This window comes from Butyrivibrio sp. AE3009, assembly GCF_000420845.1.
Lineage (GTDB): Bacteria > Bacillota > Clostridia > Lachnospirales > Lachnospiraceae > Butyrivibrio.
The window spans coordinates 63,540-85,598 of sequence record NZ_ATVS01000015.1 but is presented as its reverse complement, the minus strand read 5'-3'; the positions used below and the strand labels follow the sequence as shown (position 1 = coordinate 85,598).

Below are 22,059 nucleotides of genomic sequence, written 5' to 3'. Positions count from 1 at the left end.
CTGATTACTTATTCTCTACAGGATGAACGCTAGCCTGCTTTTTATCTCTGCCCTTGCGCTCAAATCTAAGAACACCATCAACAAGTGCAAATAATGTATCATCGCTACCGATTCCTACATTAACACCAGGATGAATGTGTGTTCCACGCTGTCTGTATAAAATATTACCGGCCTTTACGAATTGTCCGTCAGCTCTTTTTGCTCCAAGTCTCTTGGATTCTGAATCTCTACCGTTCTTGGTTGATCCAACACCCTTCTTATGAGCAAAAAATTGAAGGTTCATATTCATCATGACTTATTCCCTCCTAAATTTAATGTTCAAATACTTTTTACCATATTGCTGATAAATTGATTCAATACCAAGTTCGAATGACCTAACTAAAAGCTCTGCATCATGAGACGGGGTATCCTTAAACTCGAATCTAATGATTCCCTTGTCTTCGTCCTGAAAAACGCTTATCTCATCCTTGGTAAGATTATCAAGTGAATTGATAGTGTTGATAGTCAGAACAGATATTGCGGAACATACAATGTCACTGCCGTATTCGGCAAAACCGGCATGTCCGTTGCACTCTATGCTCTTGTAATTATCATCAGAAGTCTTGGTGAAAATGATTGATGTCATATTATAATGAGATCTTGTTGATCTTAACGAGAGTGAAAGGCTGTCTGTGACCATTCTTCTTGTGATAGCCTGTCTTTCTCTTGTACTTGTAAACAACAACCTTCTTGTCACGGCCCTGCTCAACAACTGTTGCGCTAACCTTAGCTGAGCTAACAGCGTCAGCTACCTTAAGTGTACCGTCGTTTACTGCAATAACATCAAATGTTACTTCTTTTCCGGATTCAACATCAAGTTTCTCAACTTTGATCTGATCTCCCTCGGAAACCTTGTACTGCTTACCACCAGTTACAATAATTGCGTACATAAGTTACCTCCTTCTTCAAAAAACTCGCTAACTTCGGCGGGGCAAAAAGGCCCACTTATGCCTAGTTAAGCGGCATACCATGATATATTAACATCTAATATCAATGTTGTCAACAGTTTAATAAAGTTTCTTTTAACGATTTATCATTTTTATTACGGATAAGCTCCATTATGCCAAGGCCCGTGATATCTATAAAAGAGGTATGAACAGGGTCTCTCCTGCATAAATCCTTCATGACTTCTATCAATTCTTCGTTATCTTCCTTACTCTTCATGTTGATAAAATCAATCAATATCATTCCGGTAAGGTTACGGAGTCTGATCTGTCGAATTATCTCTTTAGTTGCTTCGAGATTGACTTTTTTGATGATATCATCTTTGCCGTTTATGGCTTTGCCGGTATTAACATCTATTGCATTGAAGCTTTCAAGCTGCTCGATTATCAAGAAAGCTCCACTTTTAAGCCATACCTTATTCTTGCATAGTTCATCTATCTTGCTGCTAATACCCCAAATGCCTGAATCATCTTTCATTTCATAATCGGATATACCGTGGAGCTTCATGTAGTTCTCTGCTTTGGCAATGTGCTGCTCAAGGAGATCTTCGTCAGATGAAGTTTCAGAAAATGTGGAATATACTTTTCTGGTGCCCGCTTCAGCTAAAAGGTTCAAAAGATTGTCAAGATTGTTCCTGATATCCTGAATAAGTATATCGCCTGCATCATCAGGATCAAGCTCTGCTGCATCAGTTCTGATGATTGTGCCAAAGCAGTCTCCACATAATCTATCAAGATACTCAGAAGTAATGCTTGAAATATCCTCTTTTACAATACCAATAAGTCTGTTTCTGACAGCATCTTCAAGCTTAACAGAACAACCTACACCGTTTTTGCCAAGAGTGATTACCGTATACTTGCCTGAAACACTGATGCAGGTGGTTAGTTTGGTTTTCTTGGTCTTAACGGCTTCAGACTCAACCTGTACAAGGATCTCATCGCCTTGGCGCAGGTCATCTTTCGGACCGAGCTTTCTGTTCAGAACACAGCATTTATTGACGTTCTTAAGGGAAAGATATCCCATGTTATCATTTGACAACCGAATGAACGCGGCGTTGATATTCTTAACGATATGGTCCACCCTGCCGAGATATAAATTGCCCAGGTCACTTTTTCTTACGAATGAAAGAAATTCAAGCCTGCCATCAACCAGACAGGTGACGACAGGCATGTTTTTGTAGTTGGATTTGATTATCATTCCCTGATTCATAGTGTTAAACTTCCGTAATACAGAATCTTTCATTGATATCATCCGATATAAAAGGCTCAGCGAAGCGCTTTTCTCCCTCAATAACCTCTTTGTATATATCTACTCTATGGATTGCGAGGGCATTTTTGTTAAACTCCTTACCTACATAGGCAAAAAAGCCTTCGAACAAAAGCGTGGGTTTAAGAGTCGCGGAGCTACTCATGCTAAGAAGAATATTGACTTCTTCTTTTGCACTGTCTATGCAGTATTCAAAGATCATGGGCTTCATATCGATCTCTTTTTCACCGCTCTTGGTCTTCTTCATGGCAGGTAGCTTGTCCTGTGAAAGATATTCTTCAAATTTGGAGCACCAATCAAAATCCGGTCTTATATTCTCTCTGAAGTTTAGTCTGTATCTGGCAGCAAAAGAAGCTGTCATGGCCTTCTCATCTCTTTCGGACAGTTCTGTTATCGCCAGGATCTTAATCCCTTCGTTAAGCACATTGTTAAGCCTATCCATGATATCTTTTGTGGAAACCATGGAATTGACGGTCATATCCATATATTCTCCGTCACTTGTAGCACCTACGCTTAAGGGCTGTGCAAATGATATCACCTGATGAGGGCTGAAGCCTTCAGAATACTTGACATCAATATCTGCTCTTCTGATGGCCTTCTGAAAATATCTCATTACATCCAAATGTCCAATGAACTTAATCGGACCGTTTTTGCTGAATTTAAGTCGCAGTTTATGCATTGTTTCGGCCCTCCTTACATACTCCTACGCCATAGGCCGCTGCACCGCAGCCAAGACATTGCTGTCTGCAGTTGGAGGATTTTTTGCCTTCCTGAGAGGTGTGCCATTCTCTGAGAAGGAATGCCTTTGTGACACCACAATCAATCATGTCCCAAGGGAAGATCTCATCATCTGAACGTTCTCTTGTAGTATAGAAAAATGGATCAACGCCGCATTCTTTGAATGTTTCCATCCATACGTCAAATTTGAAATATTCACCCCATGCATCAAAGATACAACCTTTTTTGTACGCTTCCAGGATGACTTTGCAGAGCTTTCTGTCGCCCCTTGCGAGAACTCCTTCCATCATGCTGGCATCGGCTTCATGCCAGTTGTATTTGATGTGCTTCTGGTTGATCTGAGCCATAATACCTTTTCTGGTCTTATTAGCCTTATCAAGGAATTCTTCTTTTGTGTTCATTCTTGCCCACTGGAAAGGTGTAAAGGGCTTAGGAACAAAGAAAGAAGTACTTGCAACGATGTCAATTGCTCTTCCGTTTCTCTTATCCTTCGGAAGCGTCTCATAATACAATGCAGCAATCTTGTTGGAAATATCGCCTATTCCAAGAATATCTTCATCTGTCTCCCCCGGAAGACCCAGCATGAAGTAAAGCTTAACCTTGTTCCAGCCGCCTAAAAAGGCCTGCTCAGAACCTCTAAGGATATCTTCTTCGGTAAGTCCTTTATTTATAACATCTCTCATTCTCTGGGTTCCGGCTTCGGGAGCAAAAGTAAGACTACTCTTTTTAACATCCTGAACCTTGCTCATAACATCAAGGGAAAAAGCATCAATTCGCAGAGATGGAAGTGAAATATTTATCTTCTTCTCGTTACAGTGCTCTATCAGGAAGTCTATAAGCTCAGGAAGCTGCGTATAATCGCTGGAGCTGAGTGAGCTAAGAGAAATCTCCTCATATCCTGTATTGGCAAGAGCTTCCAGTGCAAGCTTTTTAAGTCTTTCAACATTCTTTTCGCGAAGCGGCTTATAGAGCTGCCCTGCCTGGCAGAATCTGCAGCCTCTTATGCATCCGCGCATAACTTCAAGGACCACTCTGTCCTGAGTTATCTTGATATAAGGAACCACGGGCTTGGTAGGATAAAACATCTCATCGAGATCAAGACACATCTCCTTCTTAACAGTTGAAGGTATGTCGTCATAAACAGTCTCAATCTTGTCGATTGTTCCGTCTTCTTTGTAAGAAATATTAAAGAGTGAAGGCACGTACATACCGGGTATCTTAGCAACCTCATGAAGGAAATCCTCCCTCGAAATGCCGTCCCTCCTGGCTTTCTTATACATGTCAAAGAGCTCTCTATACCTGGTTTCACCCTCACCTATGTAGAAAATATCAAAAAAGTCTGCAATAGGCTCAGGATTATAAGTGCAGGGACCTCCACCTATAACAATTGGATCATCCCAGGTCCTGTCCTTTGTCATAAAAGGTATACCTGACAGATCTAGAATCTGCAAAATGTTTGTATAGCACATCTCGTACTGAAGCGTAAATCCAAGGAAGTCAAAGTTCTTGACAGGGTCCTGTGATTCAAGCGCAAAAAGAGGAATGTTTTTGCTCCTTAGTAGTGCATCCATGTCGGTCCAGGGTGAATAAACCCTCTCGCACCAAACATCGTTGTAGGAGTTAAACATTCCGTACAAAATCTGAATTCCCAGATGGGACATTCCTATCTCGTAAACATCAGGAAAGCAAAAGGCAAATCGGATATCCACCTCTGATTTGTCTTTTGTCACTGAGTTGACTTCATTTCCTATATATCTCTCGGGTTTCTCGATACTAAGCAAAATGTCGTCTGTAAGAGCTAAATTATAATTCATATCGTTTCCTTATCTTCTTGACAGTTCGTCGGTTATATCCTCCCAGCTGACATTTTTTTCAGCCATAAGGACCATCATATGATACAGGAAATCAGACATTTCGTAAACCACTTCATTTTCATTCGGGTTCTTGGCGGCAATAACCATCTCTGTAGCCTCTTCGCCGACTTTCTTAAGAATCTTATCAATGCCTTTGTCAAAAAGGTAATTGGTGTATGAACCTTGTCTTGGATTGACTTTGCGATCCTTGATAACTTCATATACACTGTCCAAGACCTTCTGCGGGTTCTTTTCGTTATAATCTTTCTCGGCGATCTTGTTAAAGAAGCATGAGTAACTGCCGGTATGACAGGCAGCACCCACCTGCTTAACCTTGGCAAGGATGGTATCCAGGTCGCAATCGGCATACAATGACTTAACAAATTGGAAATGTCCGCTGGTTTCGCCCTTTAACCATAGCTGGTTTCTGCTACGGGAAAAATATGTCATTTTTCCTGTCTTCAATGTATTATTATATGCTTCTTCGTTCATGTATGCCAGCATCAAAACCTGATCCGTACGATAATCCTGAACAATTACAGGAACCATGCCGTCTGAGTTCTTCTTAAGATCTTCAAAAGAAAATTCAGGCTCCAGAACAAGAATCGGAATGCTCTTTTTGATGCAATCGGACTTGTATGCATCGATTTTTTCAGCATTCTGGTTAATATATGGACCACTCACACCGGAAATTTTCTCGTCCTGCAAAACATCGAATAAATTACCTGCAAACGCTTCGGGAAGCACACAAATAACCGGAAGTTCAGCATCAGCAGGAATAGCTGAATAATCATTTAAACAGATAAGCTCGGTGCTATAAGTTCTGACTTTATCCAAATTAGCAGAAATATCGTCCGAAGATGAAAAAGTGATAAGTATCTTATCCTTGCCGAATTTATCTGAAATTTCTTCTGTTATCTCAACGTTCTTACCATCGGAATAATCAAGGCACGCTCTTTTGCAGCCTGCATAAAGGAGCTTTTTTATATCCTCCATACGCTTAACATTGCCGGCACCTATTACGGGAACGTCAGAGGCTTTGCAGATGTCCTTAAGATCATCCATAGCTTTTTCATGAGCTTTGTCATTGCCGGGTTCTGACAGGTCGAAAACAAGAATCTCATCTGCACCGAGATCACTAAACCTTGTTGCTGCTTCTACAGCAGAATCAATCAAAACTGCATCGCCTGACATATCAGTCATGGCTTTACCGTCTTTTAAATATATGCAGGGGATAAAAAGCTTTTTGTAATTCATATCATAATGCTCCTTTTGTACTGAGAACGTCCTTAATTCTGGAATCATAAGAGGATGCTTCATCCAATGCTTTGGAAAAGGCCTTGAACAGAGCTTCTATCTTGTGATGATCGTTGAGTCCGGTGATTACACGAAGATGGAGATTCATAGCTGCGCTGTAGGATACTGCATAGAAAAACTCTCTTACCAGCTGTGTGTCGAATTCACCAACCATAGGAGCAGCAAAATCAGCGTCCATTACGAAATACGGTCTGCCACACAGGTCTACAGCACTCATTACAAGAGTTTCGTCCATCGGAAGAATCATAGATCCATATCTTTTAATACCCTTTTTGTCGCCAAGCGCTTCTGCAATAGCCTTTCCAAGCACAATTCCGGTATCTTCAACGGTGTGATGTCCATCAACCCGAAGGTCACCTTTAACTTTAACTGTAAGATCAAAAAGACCATGTCTTGCAAAACCATCAAGCATATGATCAAAAAAACCTATGCCTGTATCGATATCAGCCTGCCCTGAACCGTCCAGATTCAAGGTTATTTCGATATCAGTTTCTTTTGTACTGCGTTTTACAGTTGCAATTCGGCTTGCATTTCGGATATCCATAATTAGTATCTCCCTAGGCAAATCAACAAAATATTGTTGTTTAAATTATTAACAAATTATAAAACTTGCATTTTATAGATAATTTAGAAAGTTCACTTGCAATTATTATGATTACAGTTGATATGTTATCGATATTAACCATATCAGTCAGTATATAATAATGTTAACCGTATTAGTCAAACCTTACGGATATCGAGTTTGCGTGTGCGGTCAAGCCCTCTTCTTTGGCAAAAAGTTCTATATCCTTATGAACCTTCTCAAGCCCTTCTCTGGAATAAGCGATAATGCTTGTCTTCTTCATGAAATCATCTACATTAAGAGGTGAGAAGAATCTTGCGGTTCTGTTGGTCGGAAGAATATGGTTGGGGCCTGCATAGTAATCTCCGAGAGGCTCTGATGAATATTCTCCAAGGAAGATGGCACCGGCATTCTTGATCTTGGTCATAACCTCGAAAGGATTCTTGGTTATTATCTCAAGGTGCTCAGATGCAACAGCATTGGCTGCATCAATTGCATCTTCCATGTTGTCAGCCACAAAAATATAACCGTAGTTATCCAATGACTTTTTAATTATATCACTTCTTGAAAGTGTCTTAAGAAACTCATCAATCTCGCTTGAAACTTTTTCTGCCAAATCTGCTGAAGTTGTTACAAGAATAGCACTTGCCATCTCATCGTGTTCTGCCTGAGATAAAAGATCCGCTGCCACATATCTGGGATTGGCAGTTTCATCAGCAAGAACGAGGATCTCACTGGGGCCGGCAATAGAATCAATTGATACGTGACCGAAACACGCCTTCTTGGCAAGAGCAACAAAAATGTTACCGGGGCCTGTTATTTTATCAACCTTTGGTACACTCTCTGTTCCAAAAGCCATTGCAGCGATTGCCTGAGCACCACCTACTTTATATACTTCGGTAACACCTGCTATATCTGCTGCAACAAGAGTTCCGGGATTAACACTTCCGTCCTTACCGGGAGGTGTGCACATCACAATTCTCTCTACGCCTGCAACCTTAGCGGGAACTACATTCATAAGAACACTTGAAGGATAAGCAGCCTTACCACCGGGTACGTAAACGCCGGAGATTTCAATAGGCAGGATTCTCTGTCCTAAGATGCTGCCATCTTCCTTGGTGTCGATCCAGGAATTCCTCTTCTGCTTCTCGTGGAATACGCGGATGTTCTCGGCACTCTTTTTCATAACCTCAACAAATTTAGGTGCAAGCTTCTTATAAGCTTCGTCAATCTCCGCTCTGGTAACCAGAATGTTATCAGCTGTTATGTCACATTTATCAAACTTCTTGGTGTAATCAAATAACGCACTGTCACCATTATTTCTTATGTTCGTGATTATTTCATTAACAGTTGCTTCGTATTCGGAGTAACTTCCGGGATTTCTTCCGAGAAGATTGCCGAGAAGTTCATTTTTGGTCTCTTCATTTAAACTAACGGTTCTCATATATCAAAGGTTCTCCTTCATTGCATTAATAATCTTTCTGATACGTTCTGTCTCCATCTGCATGCTGACCTGATTGACGATCATTCTTGCAGACAGGGGACAAATCTCTTCCAAAACTTCCAGACCGTTCTCTCTTAAAGTGGATCCGGTCTCAACAATATCAACAATAACATCTGATAGATTAACGATCGGTCCAAGCTCAACTGAGCCGTTAAGCTTAATAATATCAACTGTCTGATGCTTCTTATTGAAGAAATAATCCTTGGCAATATTAGGATATTTGCTGGCTACTCTTATCATCTCGCGATGCTCGAGAAGCTCTTTTGCCTCATGAGGTCCGCAGACACACATTCTGCATTTGCCAAAGCCAAGATCAAGGACCTCGTAAACACGTCTATTTTCTTCCATAATTGTGTCAGCGCCAACAATTCCTATATCAGCTGCGCCATATTCAACGTAGGTAGGAACATCCGGTCCCTTTGCCAGGAAAAACTTAAGCTTAAGCTCTTCATTTGTAAAAATGAGCTTCCTGGTCTTCTTGTCCAGGATCTCTTCACACTGAATACCGCATTTATTAAGTATCTCCATTGTGGAATCCACAAGTCGTCCCTTTCCAAGGGCAAATGTAAGATATCTCATATATTCACCAATTAACCTTTCTTGTAACAAAGGGCAACTTTCTGACCTGATTTACGAAGATCCGCAGCTTCCGAAAGCTGTGCCTCAAAACTATTCTCATCAAATTCTAAGATAACCACTTCATCTTCGTGTTCAATCTCTACATTTTGTCTATAAAGAGCTGACATAAGGTCATCCAGGATGATAACAAAGCCGATGGCAGGTGCATCCTTACCATATTTACCCAGAAGTGAATCGTATCTTCCGCCTTTGGCAATTGCATCTCCTACGCCATAGGTATAAGCACTGAAGATAACACCTGTGTAATAGTTGAATTTGCTCAGCATTCCAAGGTCAAAGGAGACATATTGGCTGCAGTTATATTCCTTAAGTACCCCATACAAGCTCTTGAGGCGCCTAATTGCTGACAGTGACCTCTTGTTGGAAACTTCTTTCTCAGCATTATCAAGAGCCTCATCTGAACCGATAAACTCAGATACCTTCACAAGAAGATTTCTGTATTTATCCTGGATGTTACGCTCAACCATAATACTCTCAGCAGCAAAATAGTTCTTCTGAACTATCTGTTCTCTGATAAGACTCTCAGTCTCGGCATCAATTCCAGCTTCCTCACAGATTCCTTTGTAATAATCAGCATCACCGATGCTGACCTGGAAATCGGTAAGGCCTGAGCTCTTAAGAGATTCGATAAGAAGAGCTATCATCTCAGCGTCGGCATATACAGAATCGTCATTAAACAGCTCAACGCCGATATCATAGTTCTCCTTAAGTTTGCCCTGAAAGTTGGATGTATTAAGGAAAGATTTACCCTGATATACAACTCTTATAGGGGTTCCGTTCTCAAGCATGGACTTTGAGGCACATCTTGCTACAGATGGAGTAAAGTCAGGTCTAAGAACCAGAGTGTTACCCTCTTTATCAAAAAACTTGTATAATTCTCTGGCATCTGAAGCATTGATCTCCTCAGCAAAAACATCGAAGAACTCAAAAGTAGGAGTCTCCATATCTTCATAGCCAAAAAGCTTCATTTTGTCGTGGATTTTCTCTTTGACAAGAATTCTGTCGCTGCACTCTCTTCCGTAAATGTCTCTTACACCATCAGGGGTATGTAATAGCACTTTAGTCATAAACACCTCATTTCAAACGCTTTCACATGGTACAGTGGTAGTGTGATAATTCGCTAATATAATAAAGATTTTATCTTATAGCCAGATTATTGTCAACAATTTATACTGCGGTGATTTAATCGCGAAGATCAAGATCTTTTTGTATTGCATCAAGATATGGGATAAGAAGGCCGTTTTCTCCTGGAGATCTGATAATAAACTCATCATCAAGTTCATCTCTCCTAAAGCTCTTACGGCCGCCTTCCTGTGCTCGTGTCCAAAATTCTTTTAATTTTCTGAAGGGTAAATAATAGAACTCATTTCTGCCTGTATAATAGATAAGAAAAAAAGCAACACCATCCTGCTTTTCAAAGCTATCCATGAACGCAACCTGATGGGGATGGATATTCTCAAGTGCAAAGGTAGTGGCAGCGCATTCCTTTGCGTCAAAACAAACGGGAATACCCTGGACTGCTCCGATGTAGTCCACGGTACTTTTCTGATCAAAATATGCGAGAGTTATATGCCTTGTCTCCTTCTCAATATTGATAGGAGTAATAGGCGTAGGAATCTTTTGAATGAGCGCCAGAGACAGCTCCTGATAGCGCTCATTAGTCCTGTTTATCATATCTTCTAATGTTGAACCACGTAGACCCCTTGATTTCCAGGTTGGCATATTATCCCTCTCTGAAGAACTTACCAAAAATCTCCGGAAGTTCTGCCTTGTATTCTTTTCCCATGATGCTCGTAAATTCCTCCGGCAGATCATTGGGAAACTTAAGTCTGTAGCTGTGAAGAAGCTGTGATCTAAGACCTCCGATTTTTCTTCCGCCGTATTTTACATCACCTATAATCGGATGGGAAATACTGGCAAGATGAGCTCTGATCTGATGGGGTTTACCGGTTATAAGCTTAACCTCCAGCAGGGTAAGATCATTTTCTTCATTGTATAAAAGAGGCTGATAGTAGGTCTCTATATAGGAATAGCGATCATCCTTAGGGTCCTCTTTTTTTATAAATACCTTATTCTTCTCTTCATCCTTATATAGGAATCCGGTCAGCCTGACAGGCTCTTTGAGATTACCACTGACAATTGTTCGGTAGTATTTATCTACATTTCTGTCCTTAAGGAGCTTATTCATGGTTCTGGCTCCTAAAAGTGACTTGGCACAGATAACAAGACCGCTGGTATTTCTATCTAATCTGTTGCAGACAGAGGGTCTGTAGGTATCAAGTGACTGAGCCGTAACTTCGTTTTTGCTGTACAAATAATAGATAAGCCATTCATTTAGGCTGACATCTTTGGGAGTTGCCTTCTGAGTAAGCACTCCGGAAGGTTTGTTAACAAGAATAATGTTATTGTCTTCATATATTACTGAAATATTGCCGAGAGCTTTAATATCTTTGATTTCTTTATCGGTAAAAGGCTCAGCACTACTATCTTGGTTACTCTTTCCCTTGAACTTCTCAAAAGTCTCATCAGAGAAAAAGATATTGATCTTATCTCCTACTTTTAGTTTCTCTGTTCCGGAAGCTTTCTTGCCATTGAGAGTAATATTTTTCTTCCTTAGCATCTTGTATATGAATCCGGTGGAAGCTTCAGGCAGATAGGCCTTAAGAAAACCGTCTAATCTCTTATCTATTTGATTTGCACCAATAACTATTTCCTTCATAACACTCCGTTAAAGTGAAATTGATAAAAGTACCGAAGCAGCTGTCTCCACCGTTCCGGGAACCCAGGCATCCTCAATTGCCTTGGGATCAATGTTTTTCTCGCTTCGAAGCTTTTCAAGCTGAGATAGTCTACTACAGAACTGATCAATATCCTTGAAAATCTTGATACTGTAGCTGGAATAGCCGCTCTGGGCAATCATTTTCTTGATATGCTTTTCGCAGTCGTGAATATCAAGCTTATCATCAGATGCATAGAGACAGATATTTTTATCCAGAACTGTGGATGCTGCTATATTGTAGTTGGTATCATAGGATGTTATAACATGATCGTAATGGATCAAAAGATCACCTTTGCAGGCCTCAATCTTCTCATGATCTGCATCGCTGCAATAAGCTGCTTTCAGAAGCATGATAAGATTCACACCGCTCCAGCCTGTGGGAAGACATCCGAGAGCTGCAATGATACTCATACCGTTTTTCTGTGTCTTAAATAACAGAAGACCTGTAACATACATACCAATTGCGGCAATCAGGCAGATAGCGGTTCTAATGATCGCAACCTTCCTTCTGTATTTGATATAACCAAATTCACCTTTATAAACCTTAGAACTCATATATGAAAAACTCCAATTAACCAGTATTTATTCAATATCCAAAGCTTTCAGCTCTTCATCGGTGAGCTTTCTGTACTCTCCGGGATGAAGGTTGTCATCGAGCTGCAGAGGCCCCATGGACAATCTTTTTAAAAACAAAACTTCGTTGCCCACTGCTTCCATCATTCTCTTAACCTGATGAAATCTGCCTTCATGGATTGTAAGATGAACAACCGGATGTCCGTCCTCATCGATACCGGCATCGCTTACTTTAGCAGGAAGAGTAAGATCAGGACTGCCATCATCTTTGTAATCACCGATGTTAACTCCGGTCTCAAGCTTCTTGGAATCAGATTCTGAGAGCACCTCCCTTAAGTGAACTTCATACACTTTGTCTACATGCTTTTTGGGAGAAAGAAGACAATGAATCAGTCCTCCGTCATCTGTTAAAAGAAGCAGTCCCTCAGTATCAATATCGAGCCTTCCGGCAGGGCTTAAACCCTTAACATTTTCATCCGCAAGAAGATCAAGAACAGTTGTGTTCTTGCCGTCTGTAGTGGCTGAAACAACACCGGCAGGTTTGTATAGCATAAAATAATGAAATTTACTGTATTCAAGAACTATACCGTCAAATGCAACCTTATCGCTGTTCTCATTGATATGAACATCCGGCTTGGTAATAACTTCGCCGTTGACGGTACATCTGCCGTTCTTAAGATACTCTTTAATCTGCTTCCTTGTGCCTATATCATAGGTGCCAAGAAATTTGTCCAGTCTCATATAGTCACCCTTTTTCCAAATCTTATCAAAAGAAAGGCTGTCGCAAATGCGGCAGCCTTGTATATGTATTAGTTAAGCATATCAAGATTTATGGATTCCTCAGCTGCGGGCTGTACATAGTTCTGATCTGCGCCGGCAGCCACCGGTGGACGAAGGTCTGCCCTGTTGGAACGAATAATCTCGCTGTACTGTGTAAGCGCTGAAAGAATGCTGTCATTGCTTGCAGTAACAGACTGTACCATATCGACGCTGTGCTGCTTGATAGCTTCAATGATGTCATCATTGTTTCGGCTGCTGGCATCGATTGACTGAGAAATAACATCCTCAACTCCAGCAAGGAGCTGATCTGTATACTGTACTGCTGAAGCCTTCATCTCATTGGCTTCGTTCATTGCATTGTCGAGGATCTCCTTGGCCTGCTTGGCAGCCTGAGAAACCACTTCGTTGGCCTGTGCATATGCCTGCTGCATGATCTCATGCTCGTTAATAAGCTCATTGGTATGAACTGTTGCTTCATCAATAAGAGCCTGTGCCTTCTGACGGGCATCATTCAAAATGGCTTCTTTGTTGCTGATGATCTTCTGATATCTCTTTATCTCTTCAGGAGTCTTGCTGCGAAGCTCTCTAAGGAGCTCATCAATCTCCTCTTTGTTAACGATTATCTTGGTTGAGGAAAGAGGCTGAGGCTTACAATTATCAATATATGTCTCGATTTCATCAATCAGCTGTTCAATCCTGCTTGTCATATTATTTAATCCCCCTACTTTTTATTTCCGATCTTCGTGGTCGGATGTAGTAGTATCCTTTCGGTGTCCAAATTTTTCATACAAAGAATCTGCGATAAAGGGCGCAACGCAAGGTGTGATATCTCCATTGTAGCTTGCTATCTCCTTTACCACCGAACTGCTCAGATAAGAATATTCCAAGGAAGTTGTTAAAAAGACAGTATCGACTTCATTGTGAGACAGCTCCTTGTTGGTCTGAGCTATCTGAAGCTCGTATTCAAAGTCTGTTATCGCTCTGAGTCCCCTGATAACTATGTGAATATCGCGCTCCTTGCAGTAGTCGATCATTAACCCGCCAAAGGAATCTATTTCGACGTTATTAAGGTCTTTTACAGATTCTCTTAACATTTTAACACGTTCATCAAGGGTAAACAATGGAGTTTTGGCTGAATTGAACATAACCGCCACTATTACTTTGTCAAACATTCTGGAGGCGCGCCTTATAATGTCCAAGTGACCATAGGTTACAGGATCAAAGCTTCCGGGATAAACGGCTATCTTCATTACTTTTCCTTTCTGTAGATAAAGACATGCTTGTTTGTCTTATATTCTTTTTCACGTCTTACTTCCAGTCCCAGATCCACTACAAAAGAGAAATCCATCTCAAGAGGACTCTCTATAATGATCATCGTGTACTGTGTAACGTAATCCATAGTGGCAAGCTGAGCCAGTGTTCTCTCGTAGAGATCCTCGTGATAAGGAGGATCAATAAATATGATATCAGCTTCCTCTTCATGGATATTCCTAAGGCCGATGACAACATCCTGTTTAAGAACAGTAGCCACATCTTCAAAATGCGTGGTCTTAAGATTGGTGGTTATACATTTTACGGCATTTGTAGCGTTTTCTATAAAATATGCTTTTTTGGCGCCTCTTGAAAGGGCCTCAATACCGATTCCACCGCTTCCCGAAAAAAGGTCAATAAACACTGAACCCGGAACCTGAAGCTGGATCATATTAAAAAGCGTCTCTTTGATCCTGTCCTGGGTAGGTCTTGTGTCATTACCGTCGGGGGTTATTAGTTTCAATCTTCTTGCAGAGCCTGCAATTACTCTCATAATCTTACCTTTGTTCCCTTCGTATCTCTGCCGGTTACCTTGAGATGGCCAAGTTCAAGTTTCTTGTCATTGTGGTCGATGGCCTTCTCTTCCATATCGTTAAGGAAATATACATCCCTTACGAAATCATTTTTACCAAGTCTCATGCCTCTTACGCCTACAGCAGCTTTCTTCTTCTCAGGTACGGTCTCAACATAGAATCGTAAGAAGAATCCGTCATTCGACTGCAGAATAACAGTCTTCTGCTCATGGAGAACCTCAACTTTTACTACTTCATCGTCGTCAGCAAGCTTGGTTGCGGCTACGGTTCTCTTGGAAACATCAAACTCACCACCATCAACGATCTTCATCATTGACATCTTAGTGGTAAACATCAGTCTGTACAGATTAAGGTCTGACTGACTTGCAGCAAGGACTATTGTCTCCTTGGCAGTATCAAAATTACTGATGTTATCTATCGGAACGCCCTTATCCCTCATTTTGGCCTGAGGCAGATCCATTGCCTTAACTGTATGAAGATTACCTGTATTTGTAAAGAAGCATACTTTGCCGGTATTCTTCATAACAAAGGAGAACTTGAACTCACTCTCGATTGTCTCCTTGTTCTTCTCATAGGTGTTTACATCAATAGTCTTGGCATATCCAAATCTGTCCATGATAAAGGCAACATCGATCTCTTCTACAGGCTTTTCCTCGTAAACAGCATTCTCTCTATTGTCTATCTCGGTCTTTCTGGGAGATTTGAATTCCTTTTTGATTTTGTTAAGCTCATCCTGTATTACAAGAGACATGGATTCATGGCTCTCCAAAATATCTTCATATCGATAGATATTGGCAACGGTCTGCTCATGCTCTTTAACGAGAGCATCAAGCTCAAGACCAATGAGCTTGTACAGTCTCATATCAAGAATAGCATCTGCCTGTGCATCTGTAAAAAGAAGCTGAGATGCCATTGCCTTGGATTCTCTTGACTTGAAGTTAATACCATCGGTTACGCCGTTAACAAGGCAGTTCTTAGCCATTGGCCTGTCTTTTGAGCCTCTGAGGATCTCAATTACAAGGTCGATTACATTACAAGCCTTGATAAGGCCTTCCTGAATCTCTTTCTTCTCCTGTTCCTTCTTGAGAAGTGTTGTATATTTCCTGGTGGCAACTTCAAACTGGAAATCGGCGCATGCTCTCATTATTTCCTTGAGAGACATGGTCTCCGGCCTTCCGTTATCAATAGCCAGCATGTTAACACCAAAAGTATCTTCGAGCTTAGTCTTCTTGTAAAGAAGATTGGTGAAGTTATCTACATCAGTATCCTTCTTAAGCTCGATTACTATACGAATGCCTTCCTTGGAAGACTGGTTGGAGATATCAACAATGTCGTTAGTGATCTTCTTTTCCGCAAGCTCAGCCACATCAGCCATGAACTTACCGATACCCATGCCGATCATGGTGTAAGGAATCTCGGTTATAACAAGATTGATATGTCCATTCTTGCCCTTCTCGGTGGTTACCCTTCCGCGAAGTCTTATCTTGCCGGTTCCGGTTTCATAGATACTAAGGAGTTCATCTTTATTGATGACGATTCCTCCTGTGGGGAAATCCGGCCCTTTAATATACTTCATCAGATCTCTTGTTGTTAAAGAGTCATCCTGAATATATGCAATCTCAGCATCAATGACCTCTGCAAGATTATGAGGCGGTGTGCTGGTAGCCATACCTACTGCGATACCCTCAGATCCGTTTACCAAGAAGTTGGGGATTTTTACCGGAAGAACTGAAGGCTCTTTCTCGGTCTCATCAAAGTTTGGAACGAAATCAACAACATTTTTGTCCAGATCTTCAAGAAAGTTCTCCTGCGTTATCTTGGATAGTCTTGCCTCCGTATAACGCATGGCAGCAGCACCATCACCCTCGATGTTGCCAAAGTTACCGTGGCCGTCTACCAGCGGAACCGTCTTTTTGAAGTCCTGAGTCATTACAATAAGGCTGTCGTAGATAGAGCTGTCACCGTGAGGGTGGTATTTACCCATTGTATCACCCACGATTCTGGCGCTCTTTCTGTAGGGCCTGTCATATCTGATGCCCAGCTCATACATATCGTAAAGTGTTCTTCTCTGAACCGGTTTAAGGCCGTCTCTTATATCAGGAAGCGCACGGGCTACGATAACGCTCATGGCATAATCTATGAAGGATTTCTGCATAAGGTCGGAATATTCGGTTTTTATAATTCTATCTTCCACGCTATTACCTCGCAGTGTTTATCAAATATCAAGTGCAGCATCTGTCGCATGCTGATGTATAAAATCTCTTCTTGGCGGAACATCAACGCCCATGAGGAGCTCAGTCATATGTGAAGCCATCTTGGCATCTTCAATCTCAACGGATTTAAGAAGTCGTCTCTCCGGATCAAGAGTTGTCTCCCAGAGCTGGTCAGGATCCATCTCACCAAGACCTTTGTATCTCTGAAGAGTAAAAGGTCCCTTGTGCGTATTCCTGTACTTGGCAAGGGCTGAATCATCGTAGAGATATTCTTCCTTACCTCTTGAAGGAATGGCCTTATATAGCGGTGGCATAGCCACGTAAACATGCCCCTGGTATATAAGCTCCGGCATAAATCTGTAAAAAAGCGTAAGAAGAAGCGTTGAAATATGCTCACCATCTACGTCCGCATCGGCCATGATTATTATTTTGTCATAGCGAAGCTTGTTAATATCAAAATCATTACCGTAACCTTCAGAAAAGCCACAGCCAAAGGCATTGATCATTGTCTTGATCTCGGCATTGGCAAGAACCTTATCGATACTTGCCTTCTCAACGTTGAGGATCTTACCTCTGATAGGAAGAATTGCCTGATAATTACGATCTCTGGCCATCTTGGCACTGCCACCGGCGGAATCTCCCTCTACGATAAAGATCTCGCATTTAGAAGCGTCCTTGCTGATACAGTTGGCCAGCTTACCATTGGAGTCGAAGGAATACTTCTGCTTGGTAAGCATGTTGGTCTTAGCCTTCTCCTCAGTCTTCCTGATCTTGGCAGCCTTCTCAGCGCAGCCTATGATGGACTTAAGGGTCTCAAGATTTCTGTCAAAATATCTTGTGACCTCATCGTTAGTGATCTTGGATACGATCTTGGCTGCGTCCTGATTATCCAATTTGGTCTTGGTCTGTCCTTCAAATCTTGGGTCAGGATGCTTGATGGAGATAACGGCTGTCATACCATTTCTAACATCAGTTCCTGTGAAGTTATTATCTTTGTCCTTAAGGATATTCAGCTCACGGGCATACTGGTTGATGATATTGGTAAACATGGTCTTGAAGCCGGTAAGATGTGTACCGCCTTCAGCGTTATAAATATTGTTACAAAAGCCAAGAACTTCTTCATGGAATTCGTTGACGTACTGGAATGCTACTTCGACCTCAATGCCCTCGCACTCTCCGCTGAAGGATATTACTTCGTGAACAGTCTCTTTGGATTTGTTCATATCCTTGATAAAGCCGGTAATTCCGTCGGGCTCATGGAATTCGATGTATTCCTCAACTCCCGGTCTCTTATCCTGGAAAATGATTGTAAGAGAAGGATTCAGATAGGCAGTTTCATGAAGCCTTGACTTGATATCATCCTCTTTGAATCTTGTTTTCTCAAAAATAGTATCATCAGGTAAAAAATTGATGGATGTACCGGTCTCTCTTGTGGTTCCAACAGGTACGAGAAGCCCATCCTTAAGCTCTGTCGTAGGAATACCTCTTGCGTAGGTGTCCTTATATATATATCCGTCCTTCTTAACAACTACGGACATTCTTGTTGAAAGCGCATTGACAACAGAAGATCCCACACCGTGGAGACCTCCTGAAGTCTTATAAGCATTGTTATCAAATTTTCCACCGGCATGAAGTACAGTGAGAACCACACGCTCTGCTGATACGCCCTTAGCGTGCATCTCCACCGGGATACCTCGTCCGTTATCTTCTACGGTAGCCGAACCATCGGCCTCAAGAGTTACATGGATTTTGGTGCAGAATCCTGCAAGATGCTCATCTACAGCGTTGTCTACAATCTCATATACAAGATGATTGAGACCTCTTGTAGTAACACTTCCGATGTACATTCCGGGACGTTTACGTACAGCCTCAAGTCCCTCCAGTACGGTGATGCTGGAAGCGTTATATTGTTCATTTGCCATTGGTTAACCCCCAAAAAACTAAATAATACTGATCGATCAAAAATGGACCTTGCGTGAAATAGCAAGCGCCAGTGCTCCTGGACCTATATGACAGGATACAGATAATGAAAGCGGATCCATATGGATATCAACGCCGGGAAAAGCAGCTTCTGCCTCTTTCTTCCATTCCTCTGCAGCCGCAAGGTCTTTGGAATATGCTATTGCAATGTTGAAATCTTTAGCCTCAAAGCCTCCGAATCTGTTCTCAATGTCGGCTTTGATTGCATTTATCATAATGGTCTTGCCCTGGGAAGATGTTCTTGCCTTGGCAAAAGCATCAAGTTTCTCTCCCTGGATCTGAAGAACCGGTTTAAGTCTCAAAAGAGTTCCCAGTGCAGCAGCTGCAGGTGTGATACGACCGCCTTTTTTAAGGTAATAGAGTGTATCCAACATAATATAGATACTTGATTCAAACTTACACTTCATAAGCTTGTCTACAACTTCTTCAGCAGAAAGGCCGGCATCAACCATTGCCTTGGCATCCAGAGCTGATTGCCTCTGGGTAACGGATATTCTCTGATTGTCTACAACGAATACCTTGCCTTCATATTCCTCTTCTGCGATCATATGAGCGCTCTGGCAGGAACCTGACAGTCCGCTGCTCATGGGAATATATATAATCTGATCGTAGTCCTGAAGTACCTTGTCCCACAGAGTCATAAGTGAGTCCGGTGAGGGCTGGCTGGTAGATACATTCGCATCACCTTCAAGCTTCTCGTAGAACTGCTCCTGTGTAAGGTTAATATCTTCAAAATAGTCTTCTTCATTGATCATGAAAGGCATAGGAACCACAAAAAGACCAAGTTCCTTGGCCTGTGCCTGAGTTACTCCGCTGTTACTATCTGTGATTACCGCAATCTTAGACATTTCAGTATTCTCCCTTATCAGCAAATGCTGATAATACTCCTATATTTTAACTTTAAACTAAAACTATCTTACTTTTAAAGGGTTGCAAAGTCAACCGAATTTGCAGATTTTGTGGTTAAAAGGCTTTTGAGCACACTATATTGTATTGAAGAAAGTTCCGGATCTTCGTTCAGAATCCTATCTGCATCCATTGCTGATTCTTTTACCAGATCGCTATCATGATAAATATCACCAACTCTGAAATTCAATTCTCCGCTTTGTCTTACACCGAACAGATCTCCGGGGCCTCGCTGCTTCAGGTCCTCTTCTGCTATTACGAAGCCATCATTGGTCTTGTTCATGGTACCAAGTCGTTCTTTGGCTTCTTCCGACTCGGAGGTATTAAGAAAAATACAATAGGACTGAGCATCTCCTCTGCCTACTCGGCCGCGAAGCTGATGGAGCTGCGAAAGACCGAATCTCTCAGAATTCTCTATCATCATAACGGTAGCGTTTGGAACATTGATACCTACCTCAATAACTGTGGTGGATACAAGTACATCGATATCCTTCCTGGCAAAAGCATCCATTATCTGATCTTTTTTATCAGGTTTCATCTTGCCGTGAAGCATTTCTACTCTTACTGAGGCAGGGAGGTTTTGCCTAAGTGTCTCTGAATAATCGGTGACGTTCTCGACTCCGTCAAGTTCACCTTCCTCTACCATGGGACAAATGACATAAGCCTGATGACCGGTTGCCACCTGATCAGCAATGAATTTATATGCCTTTGGTCTGTAGTCAGTGCCTACAACACAGTTCTTGATAGGAAGTCTTCCCATAGGAAGCTCATCAATAATTGAAATATGAAGATCACCATATAGGATAATCGCCAAAGTTCTGGGAATTGGAGTGGCGCTCATTGCAAGAACATGGGTATTCAGACCCTTTCCTGCAAGAGATTCCCTTTGTCTTACACCAAAGCGGTGCTGCTCATCTGTAACGACAAGCGCCAGATTCTTGTATTCTACCTTGGCCTGTATAAGCGCATTTGTACCGATGATGCAGTTAACTTCGCCCTCTCGTATCTGCCTCTGCGCTTCTTTTTTGTCCTTGGCAGATAATGATCCTGTCAGAAGTACAGGTTTAAGAGCTGTAATCCCATACTTCTTGATCATAGAGGTGAAATTCTCATAATGCTGAGTAGCAAGAACTTCCGTGGGAGCCATAAGAGCTCCCTGGTATCCGTTGGAAGCAGTCATTAGAAGAGCCAAAAGCGCAAGAACTGTCTTACCGGAACCCACATCACCCTGAATAAGTCTGTTCATCACGTTTTTACCGGTAAGATCCGTCTTAATATCCTCCCAGGCTCTTTGCTGTGCTCCTGTAAGATTGTAAGGCAGTTTCTCAAGAAGCCTTACAGTATCGGAGGTTTCTATCATTTTATAGCTGCTTTCTATTTCTTCCTGTGAAGCTTTTAATAGACGCAGTTGTAAAACGAACATAAGGAATTCATTATATGCAAGACGTCTTCTTGCATTCTCAAGGTCCTCTTCATTACTTGGAAAATGAATACCATAAACTGCTTCCGAATACGATATAAGCTTAAGTCTGTCGAGAATGTCCTGAGGTACAAATTCCTCAAAATGGCCTGCGTTCACAAAGGCTGCGCTCATTGCTTTTTTGACTGTGTTGTTTGATAAGCCTTTAACCAGAGAGTATCTTGGCTGAAGGGTTCCAAGAAGAGCTGCGTATTCTTCATCCTGGTACATCTTGGGCTGATTCATCTCAAGAAAGCTCCCCTTTTTCTGAACCAAACCTCTGAAAATATGCGTGGTTCCAGATTTCAGTGAGCTCATAAGATACGGAGAGTTAAAATATGCGATTCTTATCTTGCCTGTAGCATCCGCTGCTTCAAATGCGATTATTGATAGATTGCGAACACGGCGAAGTGTTACTCTGCCTATTATTGTAAGCTTTACAGCACTGATTTCTCCGGATCTAAGATCGCAGGCCCTGACAGGGGCTTTGAAATGATCGTAGCCTCTTGGATAGTATTCAAGAAGATTACCAATGGTCTTAACACCGCATTTTTCAAAGAGCTTGCCTGTCTTGTCGCCTATTCCCTTTAGATTAGTTACAAGTTCCTGTAATTCTTTGTTTCCCACTCTTTTTCCCCTTAACAAAAGAATCCTCTGATAAA

General features: G+C 41.7%; 22 protein-coding genes. All 22 read right to left on the bottom strand.

The window, feature by feature from the left end; genetic code table 11:
* Positions 1–4: 4 nt before the first annotated feature.
* Positions 5–292, bottom strand: a complete 288-nt coding sequence (rpmA, locus tag G588_RS0109820; protein WP_013280832.1) for a 50S ribosomal protein L27 — start codon at positions 290–292, stop codon at positions 5–7.
* Between the two features lie 3 nt (positions 293–295).
* Positions 296–625: a ribosomal-processing cysteine protease Prp gene (locus G588_RS0109815; protein ID WP_022778565.1), complete on the bottom strand. Its 330-nt coding sequence runs from the start codon at positions 623–625 to the stop codon at positions 296–298.
* Position 626: 1 nt separating this feature from the next.
* Positions 627–929, bottom strand: coding sequence for a 50S ribosomal protein L21 (gene rplU / locus G588_RS0109810; protein ID WP_022778564.1), 303 nt, complete (start codon positions 927–929; stop codon positions 627–629).
* 109 nt (positions 930–1,038) lie between these two features.
* On the bottom strand, positions 1,039–2,193 hold the full coding sequence (locus G588_RS21540) for a ribonuclease E/G (RefSeq protein ID WP_022778563.1): 1,155 nt from the start codon (positions 2,191–2,193) through the stop codon (positions 1,039–1,041).
* Between the two features lie 4 nt (positions 2,194–2,197).
* Positions 2,198–2,929, bottom strand: a complete 732-nt coding sequence (locus G588_RS0109800) for a TIGR03936 family radical SAM-associated protein (RefSeq protein ID WP_022778562.1) — start codon at positions 2,927–2,929, stop codon at positions 2,198–2,200.
* Complete coding sequence (locus G588_RS0109795; protein WP_022778561.1) at positions 2,922–4,802, bottom strand: TIGR03960 family B12-binding radical SAM protein; 1,881 nt, start codon at positions 4,800–4,802, stop codon at positions 2,922–2,924. The genes G588_RS0109800 and G588_RS0109795 overlap by 8 nt, the downstream gene beginning before the upstream one ends.
* A gap of 9 nt (positions 4,803–4,811) precedes the next feature.
* On the bottom strand, positions 4,812–6,098 hold the full coding sequence (hisIE, locus tag G588_RS23280) for a bifunctional phosphoribosyl-AMP cyclohydrolase/phosphoribosyl-ATP diphosphatase HisIE (RefSeq protein WP_022778560.1): 1,287 nt from the start codon (positions 6,096–6,098) through the stop codon (positions 4,812–4,814).
* Position 6,099: 1 nt separating this feature from the next.
* Entirely contained in the window at positions 6,100–6,702 is a 603-nt protein-coding gene (gene hisB, locus G588_RS0109785) for an imidazoleglycerol-phosphate dehydratase HisB (RefSeq protein WP_022778559.1), read from the bottom strand.
* Between the two features lie 172 nt (positions 6,703–6,874).
* Positions 6,875–8,164: a histidinol dehydrogenase gene (gene hisD, locus G588_RS0109780; RefSeq protein WP_022778558.1), complete on the bottom strand. Its 1,290-nt coding sequence runs from the start codon at positions 8,162–8,164 to the stop codon at positions 6,875–6,877.
* A gap of 3 nt (positions 8,165–8,167) precedes the next feature.
* Positions 8,168–8,803 (bottom strand): ATP phosphoribosyltransferase, encoded by a 636-nt coding sequence (gene hisG / locus G588_RS0109775; RefSeq protein ID WP_022778557.1) that lies wholly within the window; start codon positions 8,801–8,803, stop codon positions 8,168–8,170.
* Between the two features lie 11 nt (positions 8,804–8,814).
* Positions 8,815–9,930, bottom strand: a complete 1,116-nt coding sequence (gene hisZ, locus G588_RS0109770; RefSeq protein ID WP_022778556.1) for an ATP phosphoribosyltransferase regulatory subunit — start codon at positions 9,928–9,930, stop codon at positions 8,815–8,817.
* A gap of 115 nt (positions 9,931–10,045) precedes the next feature.
* Positions 10,046–10,585: a Holliday junction resolvase RecU gene (locus G588_RS0109765; protein ID WP_022778555.1), complete on the bottom strand. Its 540-nt coding sequence runs from the start codon at positions 10,583–10,585 to the stop codon at positions 10,046–10,048.
* Position 10,586: 1 nt separating this feature from the next.
* Positions 10,587–11,582, bottom strand: a complete 996-nt coding sequence (locus tag G588_RS0109760; protein ID WP_022778554.1) for an RluA family pseudouridine synthase — start codon at positions 11,580–11,582, stop codon at positions 10,587–10,589.
* A gap of 9 nt (positions 11,583–11,591) precedes the next feature.
* Positions 11,592–12,197 carry a hypothetical protein gene (locus G588_RS0109755; protein ID WP_022778553.1) on the bottom strand — a complete coding sequence of 202 codons (606 nt, stop codon included), beginning with the start codon at positions 12,195–12,197 and terminating at the stop codon, positions 11,592–11,594.
* Positions 12,198–12,224: 27 nt separating this feature from the next.
* Positions 12,225–12,956: a pseudouridine synthase gene (locus tag G588_RS0109750; RefSeq protein WP_022778552.1), complete on the bottom strand. Its 732-nt coding sequence runs from the start codon at positions 12,954–12,956 to the stop codon at positions 12,225–12,227.
* A gap of 68 nt (positions 12,957–13,024) precedes the next feature.
* Complete coding sequence (locus tag G588_RS0109745) at positions 13,025–13,702, bottom strand: vacuolar family H+-ATPase subunit H (RefSeq protein WP_022778551.1); 678 nt, start codon at positions 13,700–13,702, stop codon at positions 13,025–13,027.
* Between the two features lie 21 nt (positions 13,703–13,723).
* Positions 13,724–14,245, bottom strand: coding sequence for a pantetheine-phosphate adenylyltransferase (gene coaD / locus G588_RS0109740; RefSeq protein WP_022778550.1), 522 nt, complete (start codon positions 14,243–14,245; stop codon positions 13,724–13,726).
* Entirely contained in the window at positions 14,245–14,799 is a 555-nt protein-coding gene (gene rsmD, locus G588_RS0109735) for a 16S rRNA (guanine(966)-N(2))-methyltransferase RsmD (protein WP_022778549.1), read from the bottom strand. Before rsmD ends, coaD begins: the two co-directional genes overlap by 1 nt.
* Positions 14,796–16,994 carry a DNA gyrase/topoisomerase IV subunit A gene (locus tag G588_RS0109730; RefSeq protein WP_051139932.1) on the bottom strand — a complete coding sequence of 733 codons (2,199 nt, stop codon included), beginning with the start codon at positions 16,992–16,994 and terminating at the stop codon, positions 14,796–14,798. Before G588_RS0109730 ends, rsmD begins: the two co-directional genes overlap by 4 nt.
* Positions 16,995–17,054: 60 nt before the next feature.
* The gene (locus G588_RS0109725; RefSeq protein WP_022778547.1) at positions 17,055–18,974 is read right to left on the bottom strand and encodes a DNA gyrase/topoisomerase IV subunit B; all 1,920 of its coding nucleotides are present in this window, start codon (positions 18,972–18,974) and stop codon (positions 17,055–17,057) included.
* A 36-nt stretch (positions 18,975–19,010) separates the two neighbouring features.
* Complete coding sequence (locus G588_RS0109720) at positions 19,011–19,880, bottom strand: DegV family protein (protein ID WP_022778546.1); 870 nt, start codon at positions 19,878–19,880, stop codon at positions 19,011–19,013.
* Between the two features lie 74 nt (positions 19,881–19,954).
* On the bottom strand, positions 19,955–22,024 hold the full coding sequence (gene recG / locus G588_RS0109715) for an ATP-dependent DNA helicase RecG (protein ID WP_022778545.1): 2,070 nt from the start codon (positions 22,022–22,024) through the stop codon (positions 19,955–19,957).
* Positions 22,025–22,059 lie beyond the last annotated feature (35 nt).